This is a genomic window from Rhizobacter koreensis (genome assembly GCF_013366375.1).
Classification (GTDB): domain Bacteria; phylum Pseudomonadota; class Gammaproteobacteria; order Burkholderiales; family Burkholderiaceae_C; genus Schlegelella_A; species Schlegelella_A koreensis.
Genome location: NZ_JABWMJ010000005.1, coordinates 123,488 through 139,379, shown reverse-complemented (window position 1 = coordinate 139,379; position 15,892 = coordinate 123,488). Strand labels below are relative to the sequence as shown.

General features: G+C 70.6%; 13 protein-coding genes. 1 reads left to right on the top strand and 12 read right to left on the bottom strand.

The genetic code is table 11. The annotated features are described in order from the left end of the window. Window positions 1–114: 114 nt before the first annotated feature. The 6 genes from HQN59_RS12175 to HQN59_RS12150 all read right to left on the bottom strand — a co-directional run bounded on the left by HQN59_RS12175 (window position 115) and on the right by HQN59_RS12150 (window position 7,755). Complete coding sequence (locus tag HQN59_RS12175; protein ID WP_425342717.1) at window positions 115–1,812, bottom strand: MFS transporter; 1,698 nt, start codon at window positions 1,810–1,812, stop codon at window positions 115–117. Window positions 1,813–2,047: 235 nt separating this feature from the next. Continuing rightward, window positions 2,048–2,698 (bottom strand): 2-hydroxychromene-2-carboxylate isomerase, encoded by a 651-nt coding sequence (locus tag HQN59_RS12170; RefSeq protein ID WP_176069368.1) that lies wholly within the window; start codon window positions 2,696–2,698, stop codon window positions 2,048–2,050. Next, a complete protein-coding gene (locus HQN59_RS12165; RefSeq protein ID WP_176069367.1) occupies window positions 2,695–2,913 on the bottom strand; it encodes a DUF1289 domain-containing protein in 219 nt (72 codons plus the stop codon). The genes HQN59_RS12170 and HQN59_RS12165 overlap by 4 nt, the downstream gene beginning before the upstream one ends. An 81-nt stretch (window positions 2,914–2,994) precedes the next feature. Continuing rightward, complete coding sequence (locus tag HQN59_RS12160; protein ID WP_342451188.1) at window positions 2,995–4,614, bottom strand: ATP-binding cassette domain-containing protein; 1,620 nt, start codon at window positions 4,612–4,614, stop codon at window positions 2,995–2,997. Beyond that, complete coding sequence (locus tag HQN59_RS12155; RefSeq protein WP_176069365.1) at window positions 4,611–6,494, bottom strand: ABC transporter permease; 1,884 nt, start codon at window positions 6,492–6,494, stop codon at window positions 4,611–4,613. The genes HQN59_RS12160 and HQN59_RS12155 overlap by 4 nt, the downstream gene beginning before the upstream one ends. Before the next feature lie 61 nt (window positions 6,495–6,555). After that, window positions 6,556–7,755 carry an ABC transporter substrate-binding protein gene (locus HQN59_RS12150; protein ID WP_176069364.1) on the bottom strand — a complete coding sequence of 400 codons (1,200 nt, stop codon included), beginning with the start codon at window positions 7,753–7,755 and terminating at the stop codon, window positions 6,556–6,558. Window positions 7,756–8,024: 269 nt separating this feature from the next. Here HQN59_RS12150 and HQN59_RS12145 point away from each other — a divergent pair, with 269 nt between their 5' ends. After that, window positions 8,025–8,801 carry a ferredoxin--NADP reductase gene (locus HQN59_RS12145; RefSeq protein ID WP_176069363.1) on the top strand — a complete coding sequence of 259 codons (777 nt, stop codon included), beginning with the start codon at window positions 8,025–8,027 and terminating at the stop codon, window positions 8,799–8,801. A 47-nt stretch (window positions 8,802–8,848) separates the two neighbouring features. Here the strand turns inward: HQN59_RS12145 and HQN59_RS12140 are convergent, their stop codons facing one another. From HQN59_RS12140 to HQN59_RS12115, 6 genes are all read right to left on the bottom strand, one after another. Then, a complete protein-coding gene (locus HQN59_RS12140) occupies window positions 8,849–9,490 on the bottom strand; it encodes a DUF4126 domain-containing protein (protein ID WP_176069362.1) in 642 nt (213 codons plus the stop codon). A 70-nt stretch (window positions 9,491–9,560) separates the two neighbouring features. Beyond that, window positions 9,561–10,169: a 2-hydroxychromene-2-carboxylate isomerase gene (locus tag HQN59_RS12135; RefSeq protein ID WP_176069361.1), complete on the bottom strand. Its 609-nt coding sequence runs from the start codon at window positions 10,167–10,169 to the stop codon at window positions 9,561–9,563. 174 nt (window positions 10,170–10,343) lie between these two features. Continuing rightward, window positions 10,344–11,495, bottom strand: a complete 1,152-nt coding sequence (locus tag HQN59_RS12130; RefSeq protein ID WP_176069360.1) for a PEP-CTERM sorting domain-containing protein — start codon at window positions 11,493–11,495, stop codon at window positions 10,344–10,346. Between the two features lie 114 nt (window positions 11,496–11,609). Then, window positions 11,610–13,787, bottom strand: coding sequence for a DUF6351 family protein (locus HQN59_RS12125; protein ID WP_176069359.1), 2,178 nt, complete (start codon window positions 13,785–13,787; stop codon window positions 11,610–11,612). Between the two features lie 165 nt (window positions 13,788–13,952). Then, entirely contained in the window at window positions 13,953–14,618 is a 666-nt protein-coding gene (locus HQN59_RS12120; protein ID WP_176069358.1) for an SDR family oxidoreductase, read from the bottom strand. A gap of 70 nt (window positions 14,619–14,688) precedes the next feature. Further along, window positions 14,689–15,882 (bottom strand): acetyl-CoA C-acyltransferase, encoded by a 1,194-nt coding sequence (locus HQN59_RS12115; RefSeq protein WP_176069357.1) that lies wholly within the window; start codon window positions 15,880–15,882, stop codon window positions 14,689–14,691. Window positions 15,883–15,892 lie beyond the last annotated feature (10 nt).

Genomic DNA, 15,892 nt, shown 5'->3' with positions numbered 1-15,892 from the left:
CGTCGACGGGAGGCGGCCTCGGCGAAGCCTCGACGAAAAAGCCGACGGGTCTCGCGACCACGCCGGCTTTCGTTCTGACGCCCGCCGACCCGTGGGTCGGCGGCATCACGAGCCTCAGTCGTTCGCGTAGATGTCGACGTCCTTGGTCTCGCGGATGAAGAGCGTGCCGATGATGAAGGTCATCACCGCGATCACGATCGGGTACCACAGGCCGTTGTACATGTTGCCCGTGGAGGCGACGATCGCGAACGTCGTCGTCGGCAGGAGCCCGCCGAACCAGCCGTTGCCCACGTGGTACGGCAGGCTCATCGACGTGTAGCGGATGCGCGTGGGGAAGAGCTCCACCAGCGCCGCGGCGATCGGGCCGTAGACCATCGTCACGTAGATGACGAGGATCCACAGGATCGCGACGATCTTCCACCACTGCCCGCCCATGAACTCGATCGGCTTGGCCTTGGCCGGGTAGCCCGCGGCGCTGAGCGCGCTGCCGATCTCCTTCTTGAACGCGGCAATCTTGGCGGTGCTGTCGGCGTCGAACTTCTGGTTGACGACGTTGGCCGCCGGCGGCGTGATGGTGGTGTTGCCGATCGTGACGGTCGCGGGCGTGCCGGCCGGCGCGTCGGCGTTGTCGTAGCTGACCGAGCTTTGCGCGAGGAAGCGCTTGGCGATGTCGCACGAGGTGCGGAAGTCGATCTCGCGCGCGATCGGGCTGCCCTGGAACGAGCACTGGCTCGGGTCGGCGTGGACGACGACCTTGTTGTTGGCCTGCGCGGCGGCAAGCTCGGGGTTGGCCGCCTGCGTGAGCGCGCCGAACAGCGGGAAGTAGGTCAGCGCCGCGATCAGGCAGCCGGCCATGATGATGGGCTTTCTGCCGATGCGGTCGGACAAGGCGCCGAACACGATGAAGAACGGCGTGCCGAGCAGGAGCGCCGCGCCGATCATGAGCTGCGCGGTGGTGGCCTCGACCTTGAGCTGCGCGGTGAGGAAAAAGAGCGCGTAGAACTGGCCCGTGTACCAGACGACGCCCTGGCCGGCGGTGAGGCCCAGCAGGGCCAGCAGCACGATCTTGCCGTTCTTCCAGTTGGCGAACGACTCCGACAGCGGCGCCTTGGAGGTCTTGCCCTCGGACTTCATCTTGGCGAACGCCGGCGACTCGTTGAGCTTGAGCCGGATCCACACCGAGATGCCCAGCAGCACGATGGAGATCAGGAACGGGATGCGCCAGCCCCAGGCGTTGAAGGCCTCGTCGCCGACCATGGCCTTGACGGCGATGATGACGATGAGCGAGAGGAACAGGCCCATCGTCGCGGTGGTCTGGATCCACGAGGTGTACGCGCCGCGCTTGCCGTGCGGGGCGTGCTCGGCCACGTAGGTCGCCGCACCGCCGTACTCACCGCCGAGCGCCAGGCCCTGCACCAGGCGCAGCGCCACGAGGATGATCGGCGCGGCTGCGCCGATGGCGGCGTAGTTGGGCAGGATGCCGACGATGAAGGTCGACAGGCCCATCAAGAGGATGGTGACGAGGAAGGTGTACTTGCGGCCGATCATGTCGCCCAGGCGCCCGAACACGATGGCCCCGAACGGTCGCACCAGAAAGCCCGCCGCGAACGCCATCAGCGAGGCGATGAACGCGGCCGTGGGATCGAGCGCGGCGAAGAACTGCCGGCCGATGATCGCCGCCAGCGACCCGTACAGGTAGAAGTCGTACCACTCGAACACGGTCCCCAGACTCGACGCGAAGATGACCTTCTTCTCTTCGCTGGTCATGGGTCGTGGGACCGCCGGGTTTGCGGGCACCGCAGATGCAACCATGTAGAAACCTCCTCGTATGGGTGTTGTCGCCGGGCGGCGAGGCCACCGCTATGTTGAGGGAATGCGCCGCGTGCTCTGCCCCGGGGATGCCCGAGCCGACGGCCGCGCTCACACTGGGTGAAACCCGGAGACACAGGCACTGCGATGTGCGTTACGGCCCGCGCGACGCTGCTGTTCGTGGCACGCCTGCGGCGCGTCGTCGCTCCCGGCGAGCCGGCGCTCCGCGCCGCGCGGATCAGCTGCCGGCGCGCCGCACGCCGGGTCGCGGTGCGCCCTCGCGCTCCCAGTCGCCGCCGGTGAACCAGGGGTCGCCACGCAGGCACCCCGCAACCATCTCCAGCGCGTCGAAGCCCCAGAACAGCTTGCCGGCGACGCCGAGCGTCGGCACGCCGAACACCCCGGCCGCGAGCGCCGCCTCGGTCGAGTCGCGCAGGCGCTGCTTTGCCGCCTCGCCGCCCGGATCGACGGGCGGCGCAAGGCGCTCGGTCAGCGCCTCGACGCGCTGCGGATCGGCCGCGTCGGAACCGCCGCCACGCCACGCGTGGCGCAGGATCATCTCGCAGACGTGGCGGTTCGGTGTCGCGCCCTCCTTCGCACAGGCCCAGGCCAGGCGCGACAGCGCGAGCGAATTGAACGGGTGCACCGCGGGCGTCTGCAGTTCGACCTCGTCGCGTGCTGCAAGCCAGTGCACGTGGCGGAAGGTCCACTGCCGCTTCGGCTCGATCTCGGCGGGCCCTTTCTGGCCGAAGTGCTTGAGCAGCGCCCCGAAGACCAGCGGCCGGTAGCGCACCTCGTACGAGAGCCCGACCAGCGCTTCGGGCAAGCGTTCGAACGCGAGGTACGCGTACGGCGAGACCGGGTCGAACCAGAAGTCGATGCGGTTCATCGCAGCGGCCGCAACGTGGTGGCGAGCGCGGCGCGACGCGCCGGCAACTGCTTGCAGACGGCCCGCCGCTCCATGGGGTCGAGGCTGCCCCACGCGGCGATCTCGTCGAGCGTGCGCGCGCAGCCCTCGCACCAGCCGCTCGCCGGGTCGATGCGGCAGACGCCGGTGCAGGGGCTGGCGATGGGCGCGGGCTTCAGGGATGGCGGGTTCTGCATCGGCTGCGATCGTCCCACAGCGGCCCGGGAGGCGTTCGCATGCAGCTCGGCCGCGGCCCCGAGCGCCGCGTCACCTGGCTGCTAGACCCCGAACAGGGCCTGCTGCGCAGCCGCGTCGGCGTCGAGCTCGGCCATCGACCCGCTGTAGCGCACCTGACCCTTCTCGAGCACCACCGCGCGGTCGGCGACACCGCGCGCGAAGGCGAAGTTCTGCTCCGAGAGCAGGATCGCCAGACCCTCGCGCTTGAGACTCGCGATCGTCTCGGCCATCTGCTCGACGACCAGCGGGGCGACGCCTTCGGACGGCTCGTCGAGCAGGATGAGCCGCGGCTGGCCCATCAGCGTGCGCGCGACGGTGAGCATCTGCTGCTCGCCGCCGCTCATCTGCGCCCCGAGGCGATCGCGCAGGCTCGCGAGGTGCGGGAACAGCTCGAAGACGCGCGCTTCGGTCCAGTGCGGCGCATCGGCGCGGCGCGGCTGTGCGCCGAGCGCCAGGTTCTCGGCCACGGTGAGGTCGCCGAAGATGCGCCGGTCCTCGGGAACCCAGCCGACGCCGAGCCGGCTGATGCGGTGCGGCGGCAGCCCGACGAGGTCGGCACCGGCGAAGCGGACCTGCCCGCGCCGCCTCGCGACCACCCCCATGATCGCCTTCATCGTGGTCGACTTGCCGGCACCGTTGCGGCCCATCAGCGCGACGCACTCGCCCGCCGCGACCTGCAGCGAGACGCCGAACAGGATCTGCGCCTGGCCGTACCAGGCGGCGAGGTCGGCGGCGTCGAGCAGCGGCGCGGCCGTGCCGGCCGCGTCGACGGCGGCGGCTCGAGCACCGGCCGGTGCTCGGTCGGCATGGATGCGCCCGATCGCCGCGGGTGCCGGCTCCGGATCAGGGCGCGCCGCCGCGGGCGCCGGCTGCGCGGCCGACGCGAGGTCGGCGCCGCCGAGATACGCCGCGCGCACCGCCGCATCCTCGCGGAGGACCGCGGGAGGCCCCGCTGCAATCAGCTCGCCGCGCACCAGCACGATCAGGCGGTCGGCATGCGCGAACACGACGTCCATGCTGTGCTCGGTGAACAGCACGCCGATCGACTGCTCGCGGGCGAGGCGCCGCGTCAGCGCCATCAGCGCGCCGCGCTCGGCGGGGCCCATGCCGGCGGTCGGCTCGTCCATCAGCAGGAGGCGCGGCTGCATCGCCAGCGCGAGCGCGAGCTCGACGCGCTTGACGTCGCCGTAGGCGAGCACGCGCATCGCGCGCCCCGCCTGCGCAGCCATGCCGACCTGCTCGAGCAGGGCGAGGGCCTCGTCGCGATGGCGGTGCTCGGCGCGGCCCCAGCCACGCCACGCCTCGCCGTACTGCGCAAGCAGCGCGAGCTGCACGTTTTCGAGCACCGTGAGCGAGCCGAAGGTCTCGGCGATCTGGAAGGTGCGCGCGACGCCGCGCCGGCCGATCGCCGTGGGGCCCAGCCCGACGAGCTCGCTGCCGTCGAGCTTCACCGACCCGGCGTCGGGGCGCAGCTGGCCGCCGACCATGTTGAAGCAGGTCGTCTTGCCGGCGCCGTTCGGGCCGATCAGCGCCAGCATCTCGCCGGCCGCGAGGTCGAAGCTCGCGTCCTTCACCGCGACGACGCCGCCGAACGACTTGGCCAGGCCGCGCACCTCGAGCAGCGGACGCGCAGGCGACGCGGTGGCCGAGGGCGCGCTCACGCCGGCTCCCTCATGAACAGGCGGCGCAGACCGCCGGCGATGCCGAGCGGGAACAGCATCACGAGCGCAAGCATCACCACGCCGAGCAGTGCGCGCCAATAGTCGGTCTGGCGCGCGACGCTGTCCTGCAGCCAGGTGAACACCGCCGCGCCGACCCACGGGCCCGAGATCGCCTGCACGCCGCCAAGCAGCACCATCACGAGCGCGTCGACCGAACGGCCGATGCCGAGCGTCTCCGGCGAGATGGTGCCCTTGGCGAACGCGAACAGCGCGCCGGCGACGCCGCCGAGCGTGCCGGCGACGACGAACGCGAGCCACTGCAGGCGCGGCACGTCGAGGCCGAGCGCCGCCGCGCGCAGCGGCGAGTCGCGGCTGCCGCGCAAGGCAAGCCCGAGCGGCGCGTGGACGATGCGCACGAGCAGGCCGCAGCCGGCGATCGTGAACACCAGCGTCAGCAGGTAGTACGCGGGCTTGGCCGCGAGCCAGTCGGCCGGCCAGATGCCCAGGAGGCCGTTGCTGCCGCCGGTGACCGGGTCCCACTGGTAAACCACCGACCAGACGATCTGCGCGAACGCGAGCGTCAGCATCGCGAGGTACACGCCCGACAGGCGCACGCAGAACCAGCCGAACAGCAGCGCACCCGCGAAGGCGAGCAGCGGCGCGAGCAGCAGCGCCGCTTCCATCGGCAGCGCCAGGCCCTGGAAGAACAGCGCGGCGCCGTACGCGCCGAGCCCGAAATAGGCCGCGTGGCCGAACGAGTGCAGGCCGGCCGGGCCCATCGAGAAGTGCAGGCTGGCAGCGAACAGCACCGCGATCAGCACGTCGATCATCAGCACCACCGCGTATGGCGCGACCGGCTGCAACAGCGGCACCAGGAACAGCAGCGCAAGGCCGACGAAGCCGACGCGGCGCCAGGGCGCCGGCACGCGGCGCAGTGGCGCCTCGGCCGCGCTCGCCAGACGCACCGCCGCCTGCGCGCGCCCGAACAGGCCCCAGGGGCGCCACACCAGCACCACCGCCATCACCAGGAACTCGGCCACCAGCGTGAGGCGGCTGAGCGGGAACGGGGCCCCGAACAGGTCGACCGTTCCGGCGGCGATGCAGAACGCCTTGACCATCGCGATCAGCAGCGCGGCGACGAAGGCGCCGACGATCGAGCCCATGCCGCCGACCACGACGATCACGAACGCCTCCCCGATCAGCGCGAGGTCGAGGTTGAGGTTGGCGGGCTCGTGCGGCATCTGCAGCGCGCCGCCGAGCGCGGCGAGGAAGGTGCCGAGCGCGAACACCGAGGTGAAGAGCCAGCGCTCGCTGACGCCGAGCGCGCCGACCATCTCGCGGTCCTGCGTCGCCGCGCGGATCAGGAGCCCCCAGCGCGTGCGCGTCAGCAGCAGCCAGAGCGCGCCCAGCACCAGCGGCCCGACGAAGATCAGGAACACGTCGTACGTCGGGAACGGCCGCTCGAAGAGCATCACGACGCCACCGAGCCCGGGCGCCTTCGGCCCGAGGATGTCCTCGGGGCCCCAGGCCCACAGCGCCGCGTCCTTGACGACGAGCACGAGCGCGAAGGTGGCGAGCAGCTGGTAGAGCTCGGGCGCGGCGTAGAGCCGGCGCAGGATCAGCGCCTCGAGCAGCGCGCCGAGCAGCGCGACGGCGAGCGCGGCGAGCAGCACGCCGCCCCAGAAGCCGAGCGGCCCGCCGCCGAGGCGCTCGGCAAGCCACACGGCCGCGTAGAGGCCGAGCATGTAGAACGAGCCGTGCGCGAAGTTGACGATGCGCGTCACGCCGAAGATCAGCGACAGCCCGCTCGCGACGAGGAACAGCGTCGATGCCGACGCGAGCCCGGTGAGGACCTGCAGGAGCAGCGCCGACGCGCTCATGCGGCGCGCGCCGGCATGCCGTGCGGAGCCGGCGTCACGCCGGGGCGCTCGCCCGCGCGGCTCACTCGGCCGGGCGGAGCTTTCGGACTTCGGCGTCGTCCGGCAGGACGCGCGCGCCGTCGATGTAGGTGAAGTCGGTCATCACGCCCTTGCTGTCGACGAGGCGGGTGCGCCCGACGTAGGCACCCATGGTCGACTGGTGGTCGATGGCGCGATACGAGATGCGGCCGAACGGCGTCGTCACCGCCAGGCCGCGGAACGCCGCGATCAGCTTCTCGGGGTCGGTCGAGTTCGCGGCGCGGATGCCTTCGGCGATCGAGCGGATCGTCGCGTAGCCGACCACCGAACCCAGGCGCGGCGGCTCCTTGTACTTGCGCACGTAGGCGTCGTGGAAGGCCTTGTGCTCGGGCGTCGTGATCGCGTAGTAGGGGTAGCCGGTGACGATCCAGCCGGTGGGCGCCTCGTCCTTCAGCGGCTCGAGGTACTCGGGCTCCCCGGTGAGCAGGCTCACCACCTCGCGGCCCTTGAACAGCTGGCGCGTGTTGCCCTCGCGCACGAACTTCGAGAGGTCGGCCGCGAACAGCACGTTGAAGATCGCATCGGGCTTCGCGTCGGCGAGCGCCTGCACCACCGCACCCGCCTCGATGCGGCCGAGCGGCGGCGCCTGTTCGGCGACGAACTCGACGTCGGGCTGCAGCTGCTTGAGCATCGCCTTGAAGGTCGCGACCGCCGACTGCCCGTACTCGTAGTTCGGATAGACCAGGGCCCAGCGCTTCTTCTTCAACTTCGCCGCCTCGGGAGCCAGCATCGCCGCCTGCATGTAGGTGTTGGGGCGCAGGCGGAACGTGTAGCGGTTGCCGTTCTGCCAGGTGATCTTGTCGGTCAGCGGCTCGGCGGCGAGGAAGAACACCTTGCGCTGCTTGGCGAAGTCGGTGACCGCGAGGCCCGTGTTCGAGAGGTAGGTGCCGGTGAGCAGCGCGACGCCCTCGCGCGACACCAACTCCTCGGCGACGCGGACCGCGTCGCCCGGGTTGCCGTTGTCGTCGCGCGAAACGACCTCGAGCTTGCGGCCGAGCACGCCGCCGGCGGCATTGACCTCGTCGAGCGCGAGCTCCCAGCCCTTGCGGTACGGCTCGAGAAATGCCGGCTGCGCCTTGTAGCTGTTCAGCTCGCCGATCCTGATCGTGCCCTGCGCCTGGCTCGGTGCCGCGACGGCGGCGAACAGCACGGCCGCGACGGCGGCAACGATTCCTCTGGTCATCTCACGAACTCCCTGGAATGCCTGTCGATCCGGGCGGCCGTCGAGCGATCGCCCGCGCGGGGCTTGCAAGCGCCCTGCCGCTCTGGCGCGCGATTGTCGCTGCTCGGCGCGCTCGCGCGCTGCGAGGGCGGGTGGGCTCGTCGTGGGGCTTGCCGGCGCTGCCGCGTGGCGTCGCGGCGGCCGCGTTGGCCCTCGCGCTGCCCCGGCGGCCGAGCCGCGCGACAATCGCGGGTTGGCCGACCGGCCGGCTTACACAGGAACATCGCTGCATGGCGGCATTCGATACCGAAAAAGTCCTTTCCGTTCACCACTGGAACGAATCGCTCTTCACGTTCACGTGCACCCGCGGCGCGAGCCTGCGCTTCGAAAGCGGCCACTTCGTGATGGTCGGCCTCGAGGTCGACGGCAAGCCCCTGATGCGCGCCTACTCGATCGCGAGCGCGCACTACGAGGAGCACCTCGAGTTCTTCAGCATCAAGGTGCAGAACGGCCCGCTCACCTCGCGCCTGCAGCACCTGCAGGTGGGCGACCCGGTGCTGATCGGCCGCAAGCCCACCGGCACGCTGGTGCTGAGCGACCTGCTGCCCGGCCGCAACCTCTACCTGTTCGCGACCGGCACGGGCCTCGCCCCATTCCTCAGCATCATCCGCGACCCCGACACCTACGACCGCTTCCAGAAGGTCGTGCTGGTGCACGGCGTGCGCAAGGTCGACGAGCTCGCCTACGCCGACCTGATCGCCCACGAACTGCCGCAGCACGACCACCTCGGCGAGCAGGTGCGCGACCAGCTGCTCTACTACCCGACGGTCACGCGCGAGCCGTTCCGCAACCAGGGGCGCCTGCCGGACCTCATCGGCAACGGCAAGCTGTGCAGCGACCTCGGCCTGCCGCAGCTCGACCCCGAGCACGACCGCGCCATGATCTGCGGCGGCCCGGCGATGCTGAAAGACACGCGCTCGGTGCTCGACTCGCTCGGCTTCGTCGTCTCGGCCGGCATCGGCCAGGCCGGCCACTACGTGATCGAGCGCGCCTTCGTCGAGAAGTAAGCCGTCGGATCGTCGCGAGGGCGCGACTCGAGCTCCGAGCGGCGCGCTCAGCCGACCACCTGGCTCGGCGGCGCCGCGTCGGTCGGCTGCGGCGCGCGGCCGCGGCGACGCCAGCGGCGCAGCCGCGCCCGCAGGAAACGGAACAGCACGACGATCGCGATCAGGCTCGCGAGCGTCACGAAGCCGAGCACCGTGAGCGCGATGAACGGGTGCGTGAACGCGAGGCCGAGCATCGCCGGGACCGCGGCGTCGCCCAGCAGCGACATGCCGATGTTCGAGAACGGCTCCGGCGAGGTGTTGACCGCCGCGCGCGTGGTCGCCTTGGCGACGTGGCTGCTGGCGGCGAGCGAGCCACCGAGCAGCGCGGCGGCCCCGGCCCACGTCGCCTGGTCGGCGCCGAACACCGATGCAGCAAGCGCGGCACCGGCCGGAATGCGCACGAAGGTGTGCACCGCGTCCCAGATCGTGTCGACCACCGGGATCTTGTCGGCGAAGAATTCGGCCGCGAACATGAACCCGCTCGCGCCGAGCATCCACGGGTTCTGCAGCAGGACGAGGCCGCGCGGCAGCTCGACCCAGCCGAGCATGCCCGCGAGGCCGGTGAGGAACAGCACCGCGTAGAGCCTGAGGCCGCTGGCCCAGCCCATGGCGGCGGCGATGGCGAGCAGCTGAGTGGTGTCGAGGTTCATGGGCGTCGAGCGGTCGCGCGCGGCGGCGCCGCGGATCGCGCGCACCGGCAGGCGGAGTGCCCGTGCGCGTTCAGAACGGGCCCGCCTCGAGCCAGCGCTCGATCTGCGCCCGCCGGTCGTTGCCCCAGAACGGCTCGCCGTCGACGACGAAGAACGGCGCGCCGAACACGCCCCGCGCGATCGCGGCGTCGTTGGCGCTCTTGAGCGCCACCTTCCAGGTCGGGTCGTTCCATGCCGCCGCGCAGGCTTCGGCATCGAGACCGAACTGGCCGGCCAGCTGCTCGAGTGCCGCAGGGTCGCTGAGGTCGACCGCGCGCGTGAAGTAGGCGCGCATGCACTCGCGCACCCACGCGTTGGCGCGCCCCGGGTCGCTCGACTTGAGCCACCAGAACACGCGCGCCGCGTTCTGCGTCGGGATCGGGAACCTGGCCGGGATCGTCATCGGCACGCCGGCGAAACGCGCCGAGCGCTCGAAGTCGCGCAGCGAGTACTCGCGCTTGAGCGGGTAGGAGACGGGGCTCTTCAGCTCGGCGGCCTGGAACGTCGCACCGAGCAGGATCGCGTGCCACTCGACGGTGCGACCGTGGCGCGCCGCGACCGCATCGATCCACTCGGACGCGATGTACGAGTACGGCGACGAGAGGTCGAAGTAGAAGTCGATCGCCTGCGCAGCATTCATCGAGGACACCTCGGTTCGAACGGCCGCACGAGCGGCGGCCGAGCGCGGGCAGTGCTGCCCGCCGCGGCGAGCCTAACGCGAACCGCAGCGCGGGCCGCGCGGGTTTTCAAGAAGGCGCCCGGCATGCCAGGCACCTTCCGAGGCGCGACGGACGGTTGCCGCCCGTCGTGCCGGTCAGCGCTTGCGACGCAGCGCCAGCGCGCCCGCGCCGGCGAGCAGCAGTGCGAGCGTGCCCGGCTCGGGCACCGTGCCGGCCGGCGGCGGGGTCACGACGATGTCTTCCGGCGCGCCGCTGCCGAAGATCGTGCGCGTGGTGTACGTCGCCGTGCCGCCGGCGGCCAGGTTGAACTGGTTGACCAACGCGAGCGTGATGTCGTAGCCGTCGCCCGCATCGACGAACTGGTCGGCATCCGCGCTGTCGCCCTGGATCAGGTTGTTGAGCGCCGTACCCGCGAGCACGCTGCCGCGCAGACCCGAGTACCCGCTGACCTGATAGCGGCCGGTTGCGTTGGTCCCGCCCTCGCCGGTGATGCCGACGAACGTGGTCTCCGTCGACGTTCCTGCTGCAGTGTCGGTCTCGAACAGCACCTCCAGCCCATCGAGGATGATGCGACCGCCGCCGTCGATCAGCGAACCGTCGAAGTCCAGGTCGCCGTCGAAGTAGCGCACCATCTCGAACACGCTGGCCGCGCTGCCCGTGTTGGTGATCGTGTACGTCTGGGTCAGCAGCGAGCCGGTCTGGGTCGAACCGCTGGTCAGGGTCGCGAGCGTCTGCTGGAGCGAGAAGCTCAGCCCGCCGAACGTGAAGCTGCTGCTGCCCGCAGTGCCCGATCCGGTGACCAGGGGGTTGGTCAGACCGCTGCTTCCGCCGATGTCGCCGGAAGTCAGGAATTGGCGCGAACCGGTGGTGCCGAAGCGAATGGCCACGGCCGACTCGTACGAGGTTCCGGCTGCGCCGAGGCTGCCGATCGGGTTGTAGACCGCATCCGTGGCGTCGGAACCCACGCTGCCGCCGAACGAGCCGTAGCCGTCGACGCCGAGCGTCACGCTGCCGTCGCCGCTGCCGGTGCTGAGGGTGTAGGGCGCCGCGTGAACGAGCGGAACCGCGAAGAAGAGTGCCGCAGCGAGGCACCCGAAACGAATGTTTTGTTGCATCAAGAACTCCGTAGTACAGGCCTTGGGGTTGGTTGGAATCGGCCTGCGGCCCGCGCTGGCGCGAGATCCGTGCCAGCGCGCCAAGTCGTTGATGCGTAACGCGATGTGTTGTTGTGAAACGAGTCCGTGTAAAAGTTGCCGACAGCAAGAGCGAGTGGCTTCCAGCGTCACTTCCTTCTCGGGCCGATGACTCCAGCACGTGCAGCAAAAAAGAAAGCGAGGGGGTCGCTGCGGACCGCCTCGCTCGACAGCTGAACGACGCCGGGCTGGCCGGCGCTTCGCGCGCTACTTCGTCACATCGAACATCAGGTTGACCGGCGACGGGCCGAACGAGACCCACGGCTTGGCGGGCCGCTGTTCGACGCCGGGCTTGCTCCAGTCGCACACACCGCCGGGGAACGCCGCGGCGATCTGCTGCAGCTGTGCCGCCGTGAGCGTCTGCTTGTAGTCGGACGCGGCGACCGGCTTGAGCTGGCACTTCACGATGTCGGCCGCGAGCGGTGAGCCGGCGACGAGGTTGGGCGCCGAGCTGGTCGGGTCGATCGTGTTGCACTGGCCGCTGCCGAAGGCCGTCATCGGCTCGACGATCTTCTGCCCTGCCGCGGTCCAGCACGCATCGACGGCGTCGGCCGGCTTGTTGGCGACGACCTTCTGGATCGCGGTGCGGTTGCTGGTGTCGGCCTTGACCGCGGTCAGCCACCGATCCATCTGCTCGATCAACAGCTCGACCGGCGCGCGCGATCCGACGATCACCTGGTTGTCGGCGTGACCGTTGGCCTTGATCAGACGCTCGCGGATCGAGAACGCCCAGTACTTGAGGTGGATGTCGCCGCCGGTCACGGCGTCGCCGAGGCCGTGCCGCGTGATGATGGGAATCGACGCCATGCCGTTGCCGGTGTAGAGCACGCGCCCCGACTCGTACGCCCGCCGTGTCGCCTCGGGATAGAACACCGTGCGGGCCGCGGTCGGCTTGAAGTCGATGTCGAAGCCGCCGATGTTCTGGTTGAGGTCGAGGAACTGCTGGAACGTGATGACGCCGTCGTTGAACGCCTTGAGGCCGTACTGCACGCCGACGTTGTCGAGCGGGCGCTGCGCGAAGCCGGGCGTGCCGGCGATCTTTCCGTAGACGTTGACGGTGTGGTCGTACACCGTCGCGCGCGCACCGGTGGGGTTGGTCGCCGGGTCGTAGCGGAAGTTGCGGCCGACGCCCGCATTGAGGGTGCCGTCCTGGTAGACCGCGGTCGGGTCCATGCGGCGCGCCGAGGTGCCGGAGGTGCCGGTGCGATCGCTCAGGAAGGCGATCTCGTTGAGCTGCCGGAAGCCCGACACGGCGCGCTGCTGGTCGGCGCTGAACTGCCCGGCGCGCTTGGTGTTGAAGTAGATGTCGAGCAGGCGGGCGTCGCCGAGCCCGATCATTCCCGTGAGCGCGTCGGGGAAGCTGTTGGTGGTGACGATGCCGTCGAAGGTGCCCGGGTAGTTGTCGGCGGTGTGGTTGCTCTGGTAGGCACCGCCCGAGCTGCCGGTGCCGATGGTGAAGGTCGGCACGCCGTAGCTCTCGACGAAGCGCTCCTTGACCATCAGGATGGTCTCGGACGAGAGCAGGTCGTTGCAGTTGTTCCCGAAGGTGTTGAGCGTCGCCGTCGCGACGCCGTAGCCGTTGCTGAGATAGCTGTCGTTGAGCGGCGTCACGAGGCTCGGCCCCTGCGTGTACCAGCCGCCTTGGCAGCCGCCGCCGAGCGGATAGATCAGCTTGCCGTTCCAGCCGGCAGGCCTGGCGAGCGGCCCCGGGGCCGGGTCGTTGACGGGGTCGTGCAGGATCGCCGTCTGGTAGATCGAGCGGTTGATCGTGCCGGTCTCGAGTCGCACGATGTACGGCACCCGCTTGCCGGTGTTGGTGGTGGCCATCGCCAGGTTCGCGGGCCGGGTGGTCGGCGTCGGCAGGGCGACGAACTGGTTGGTGTCGCTGGTGCGATAGAGGTACTGCACGCGCGTCGCGACGCTGCAGTTGGCATCGAGCGCGTTCCCGAGGGTGCCGCCGGTCGGCATCGCGAAGTCCTGCGTCTTGCAGACGAACGGCGTCTCGTGCGGGCCCGAGATCATCGGCCCGGTGATCGGGTAGTTGGTGAGCTGCAGGGTCGTCGAGTCGCCGCCGTTGCTCGCGACGAGTTCGTTGGTGCCGACCTTGAGCCCGGTCAGCAGCGCGACCAAACGGCCGGGCCGGCTCGGGTCGGCCTTGAACGACGCCGAGACGTCGCTGCCGTTCAGCGTTGCCTTGAGCGGCTGCGAGGGCTCGGTGAGCGCGGCCTCGACGAGCACGTCGCCGCCCGAGACGAGCTCGGGGCGTGACGACAGCGTCTGCAGGACCGGTCCGTCGTCGTCATCGCCGCCGCCGCCACCGCAGGCCGCGAGCGCAGCCGCGCCGATCGCGGCGAGGCAGAAGTGTCGGAACGATCGCTGTGTCATCGGTGTCTCCTCGCGGCGTCGGCGAGCCGCGTTGCGTGGGCTCGGCCCGCGCGGCGCGCGGGGTCACCGAGCGGTTGTAGCCACCTGGCGCACGCGCCGGAACCCCGCGTTATCACCGATTGGATTCGTTGTACACACGGCGTCAAGCCAGCGTACAACGCGCGCCTACCAGGGGATCGTCTCGCCGTCGTAGTTGCGGAAGCTGCAGCGCTCGCCCGGCACCAGCGCGGCGATCACGCGACGCATGCCGGAGACGCTGGTCTCGACGTCGATGTCGGCGCTGCTCCCGCCCATGTCGGTTCGCACCCAGCCCGGGTGCAGCGCGACGCAGGTCGCGCGCTCGCCGAGCACCAGCGCGGCGTCCATCAGCACCGAGTTGAGCGCCGCCTTGGAGGCACGGTAGAGCCAGTTCGCGGCGCTGGTGCGGCTGCCGATCGACGCCATGCGCGACGACAGCACGGCGAGCCGACCGCCCGGTGCGAGCATCGGCGCGACCAGCGAGATCATGCGCATCGGCCCGAGCACGTTGGTGCGCATCACGTGGTCGAAGTCGGCCTGCTCGGGCACCGCCGGCGGATCGACGCGGCCGCCGATGACGCCGGCGTTTACCACGATGACGTCGAAGCGGCGGCCCTGGAGCCCGGCTGCGAACGCGCTGCCGCTCGCCGGGTCGGTCACGTCGAGCGTCGAGGCGTCGGCGCCGAGCCCGCGGATGCGCTCGAGGCCGGCGTTGTTGCGTGCGCTGGCGGTGACTGTCGCACCCTCGGCGCGGTACTGCCGCACGAATTCGAAGCCGATGCCGCGCGATGCGCCGATGACGAGAACGTTCATGGTCTGACCTTTGAGGCTGGGATGCCGTCGGCCCTGGCAAGCGTCGCGCCGGTGGCCGGCGGCGATCGATTCAGAGGCGTTCGATCGCGAGCGCGGTCGCCTCGCCGCCGCCGATGCAGAGCGCGGCGACGCCCTTGCGGGCGCCGGCCTTGCGCAGCGCGCCAAGCAGCGTGACGACGATGCGCGCGCCGCTCGCGCCGATCGGGTGGCCGAGCGCGACCGCGCCGCCGTGCACGTTGACGACGTCGTGCGGCAGCCCGAACTCGCTCATCGCGGCCAGCGTGACCGCGGCGAATGCCTCGTTGACCTCCCAGAGGTCGACGTCGGAGGCACTCCAGCCCGCACGCGCGAGCACCTTGCGGATCGCACCCGCGGGCGCGGTGGCGAAGCGGTTCGGCGCCTGCGCGTGCACCGAATGCGCGTGGATGCGGGCGAGCGGCGTGCAGCCGAGCGCGGAGGCGTGGCTCTCGCGCATCAACACCAGCGCGGCCGCGCCATCGGAGATGCTCGACGCGGTGGCCGCGGTGATCGTGCCTTCCTTCAGAAACGCGGGCTTCAGGCCCGCGATCTTGTCGAGCTTGGCCTTGAACGGCTGCTCGTCGTGGCGCACCAGCGTCTCGCCGCCCTTGCCCCGCAGCGCGACCGGGGCGATCTCCCAGTCGAAGCTGCCGTCCTCGTTGGCTCTCTTCGCGCGCTCGGTCGACGTGATCGCGAAGCGATCCATGGCGTCGCGACCGAACCGGTACTCGGCAACGCATTCCTCGGCGAACACGCCCATGGCCTTGCCGACGCCGCCGGGCAGCTTCTCGTAGGCGTCTTCGAGGCCGTCGAGCGCCATGTGGTCGTAAGCGGCGGTCGCGCCGTACTTGACGCCCTTCCGCATGAAGGTGAGGTGCGGCGCGTTGGTCATGCTCTCCATGCCGCCGGCGACCACCACCTCGGCCGACTGCGCGAGCAGCATGTCGTGCGCGAACATCAGCGCGCGCATGCCGGAGCCGCACATCTTCGAGAGCGTGACCGCGCCGACCGAGTTTGGCAGCCCGGCGCCGAGCGTCGCCTGGCGCGCCGGCGCCTGGCCCTGTCCGGCCATCAGGCAGTTGCCCATCAGCACCTCGTCGACAGCGTCGACCGGGACGCCCGCACGCTCGACCGCGGCACGGATCGCGACGCTGCCGAGCTGATGCGCGGCGAGCGCGCTGAAGTCGCCGAGCAGCCCGCCGATCGGCGTGCGCGCGGCCGAGACGATGACGATGGAATCGCTCATGCGGATCTCC

Coding starts and splice junctions, on each gene's coding strand:
- HQN59_RS12175 (WP_425342717.1), bottom strand. CDS start 1,812: ATGGTTGCATCTGCGGTGCCCGCAAACCCGGCGGTCCCACGACCCATG.
- HQN59_RS12170 (WP_176069368.1), bottom strand. CDS start 2,698: ATGAACCGCATCGACTTCTGGTTCGACCCGGTCTCGCCGTACGCGTAC.
- HQN59_RS12165 (WP_176069367.1), bottom strand. CDS start 2,913: ATGCAGAACCCGCCATCCCTGAAGCCCGCGCCCATCGCCAGCCCCTGC.
- HQN59_RS12155 (WP_176069365.1), bottom strand. CDS start 6,494: ATGAGCGCGTCGGCGCTGCTCCTGCAGGTCCTCACCGGGCTCGCGTCG.
- HQN59_RS12150 (WP_176069364.1), bottom strand. CDS start 7,755: ATGACCAGAGGAATCGTTGCCGCCGTCGCGGCCGTGCTGTTCGCCGCC.
- HQN59_RS12145 (WP_176069363.1), top strand. CDS start 8,025: ATGGCGGCATTCGATACCGAAAAAGTCCTTTCCGTTCACCACTGGAAC.
- HQN59_RS12140 (WP_176069362.1), bottom strand. CDS start 9,490: ATGAACCTCGACACCACTCAGCTGCTCGCCATCGCCGCCGCCATGGGC.
- HQN59_RS12135 (WP_176069361.1), bottom strand. CDS start 10,169: ATGAATGCTGCGCAGGCGATCGACTTCTACTTCGACCTCTCGTCGCCG.
- HQN59_RS12125 (WP_176069359.1), bottom strand. CDS start 13,787: ATGACACAGCGATCGTTCCGACACTTCTGCCTCGCCGCGATCGGCGCG.
- HQN59_RS12120 (WP_176069358.1), bottom strand. CDS start 14,618: ATGAACGTTCTCGTCATCGGCGCATCGCGCGGCATCGGCTTCGAATTC.
- HQN59_RS12115 (WP_176069357.1), bottom strand. CDS start 15,882: ATGAGCGATTCCATCGTCATCGTCTCGGCCGCGCGCACGCCGATCGGC.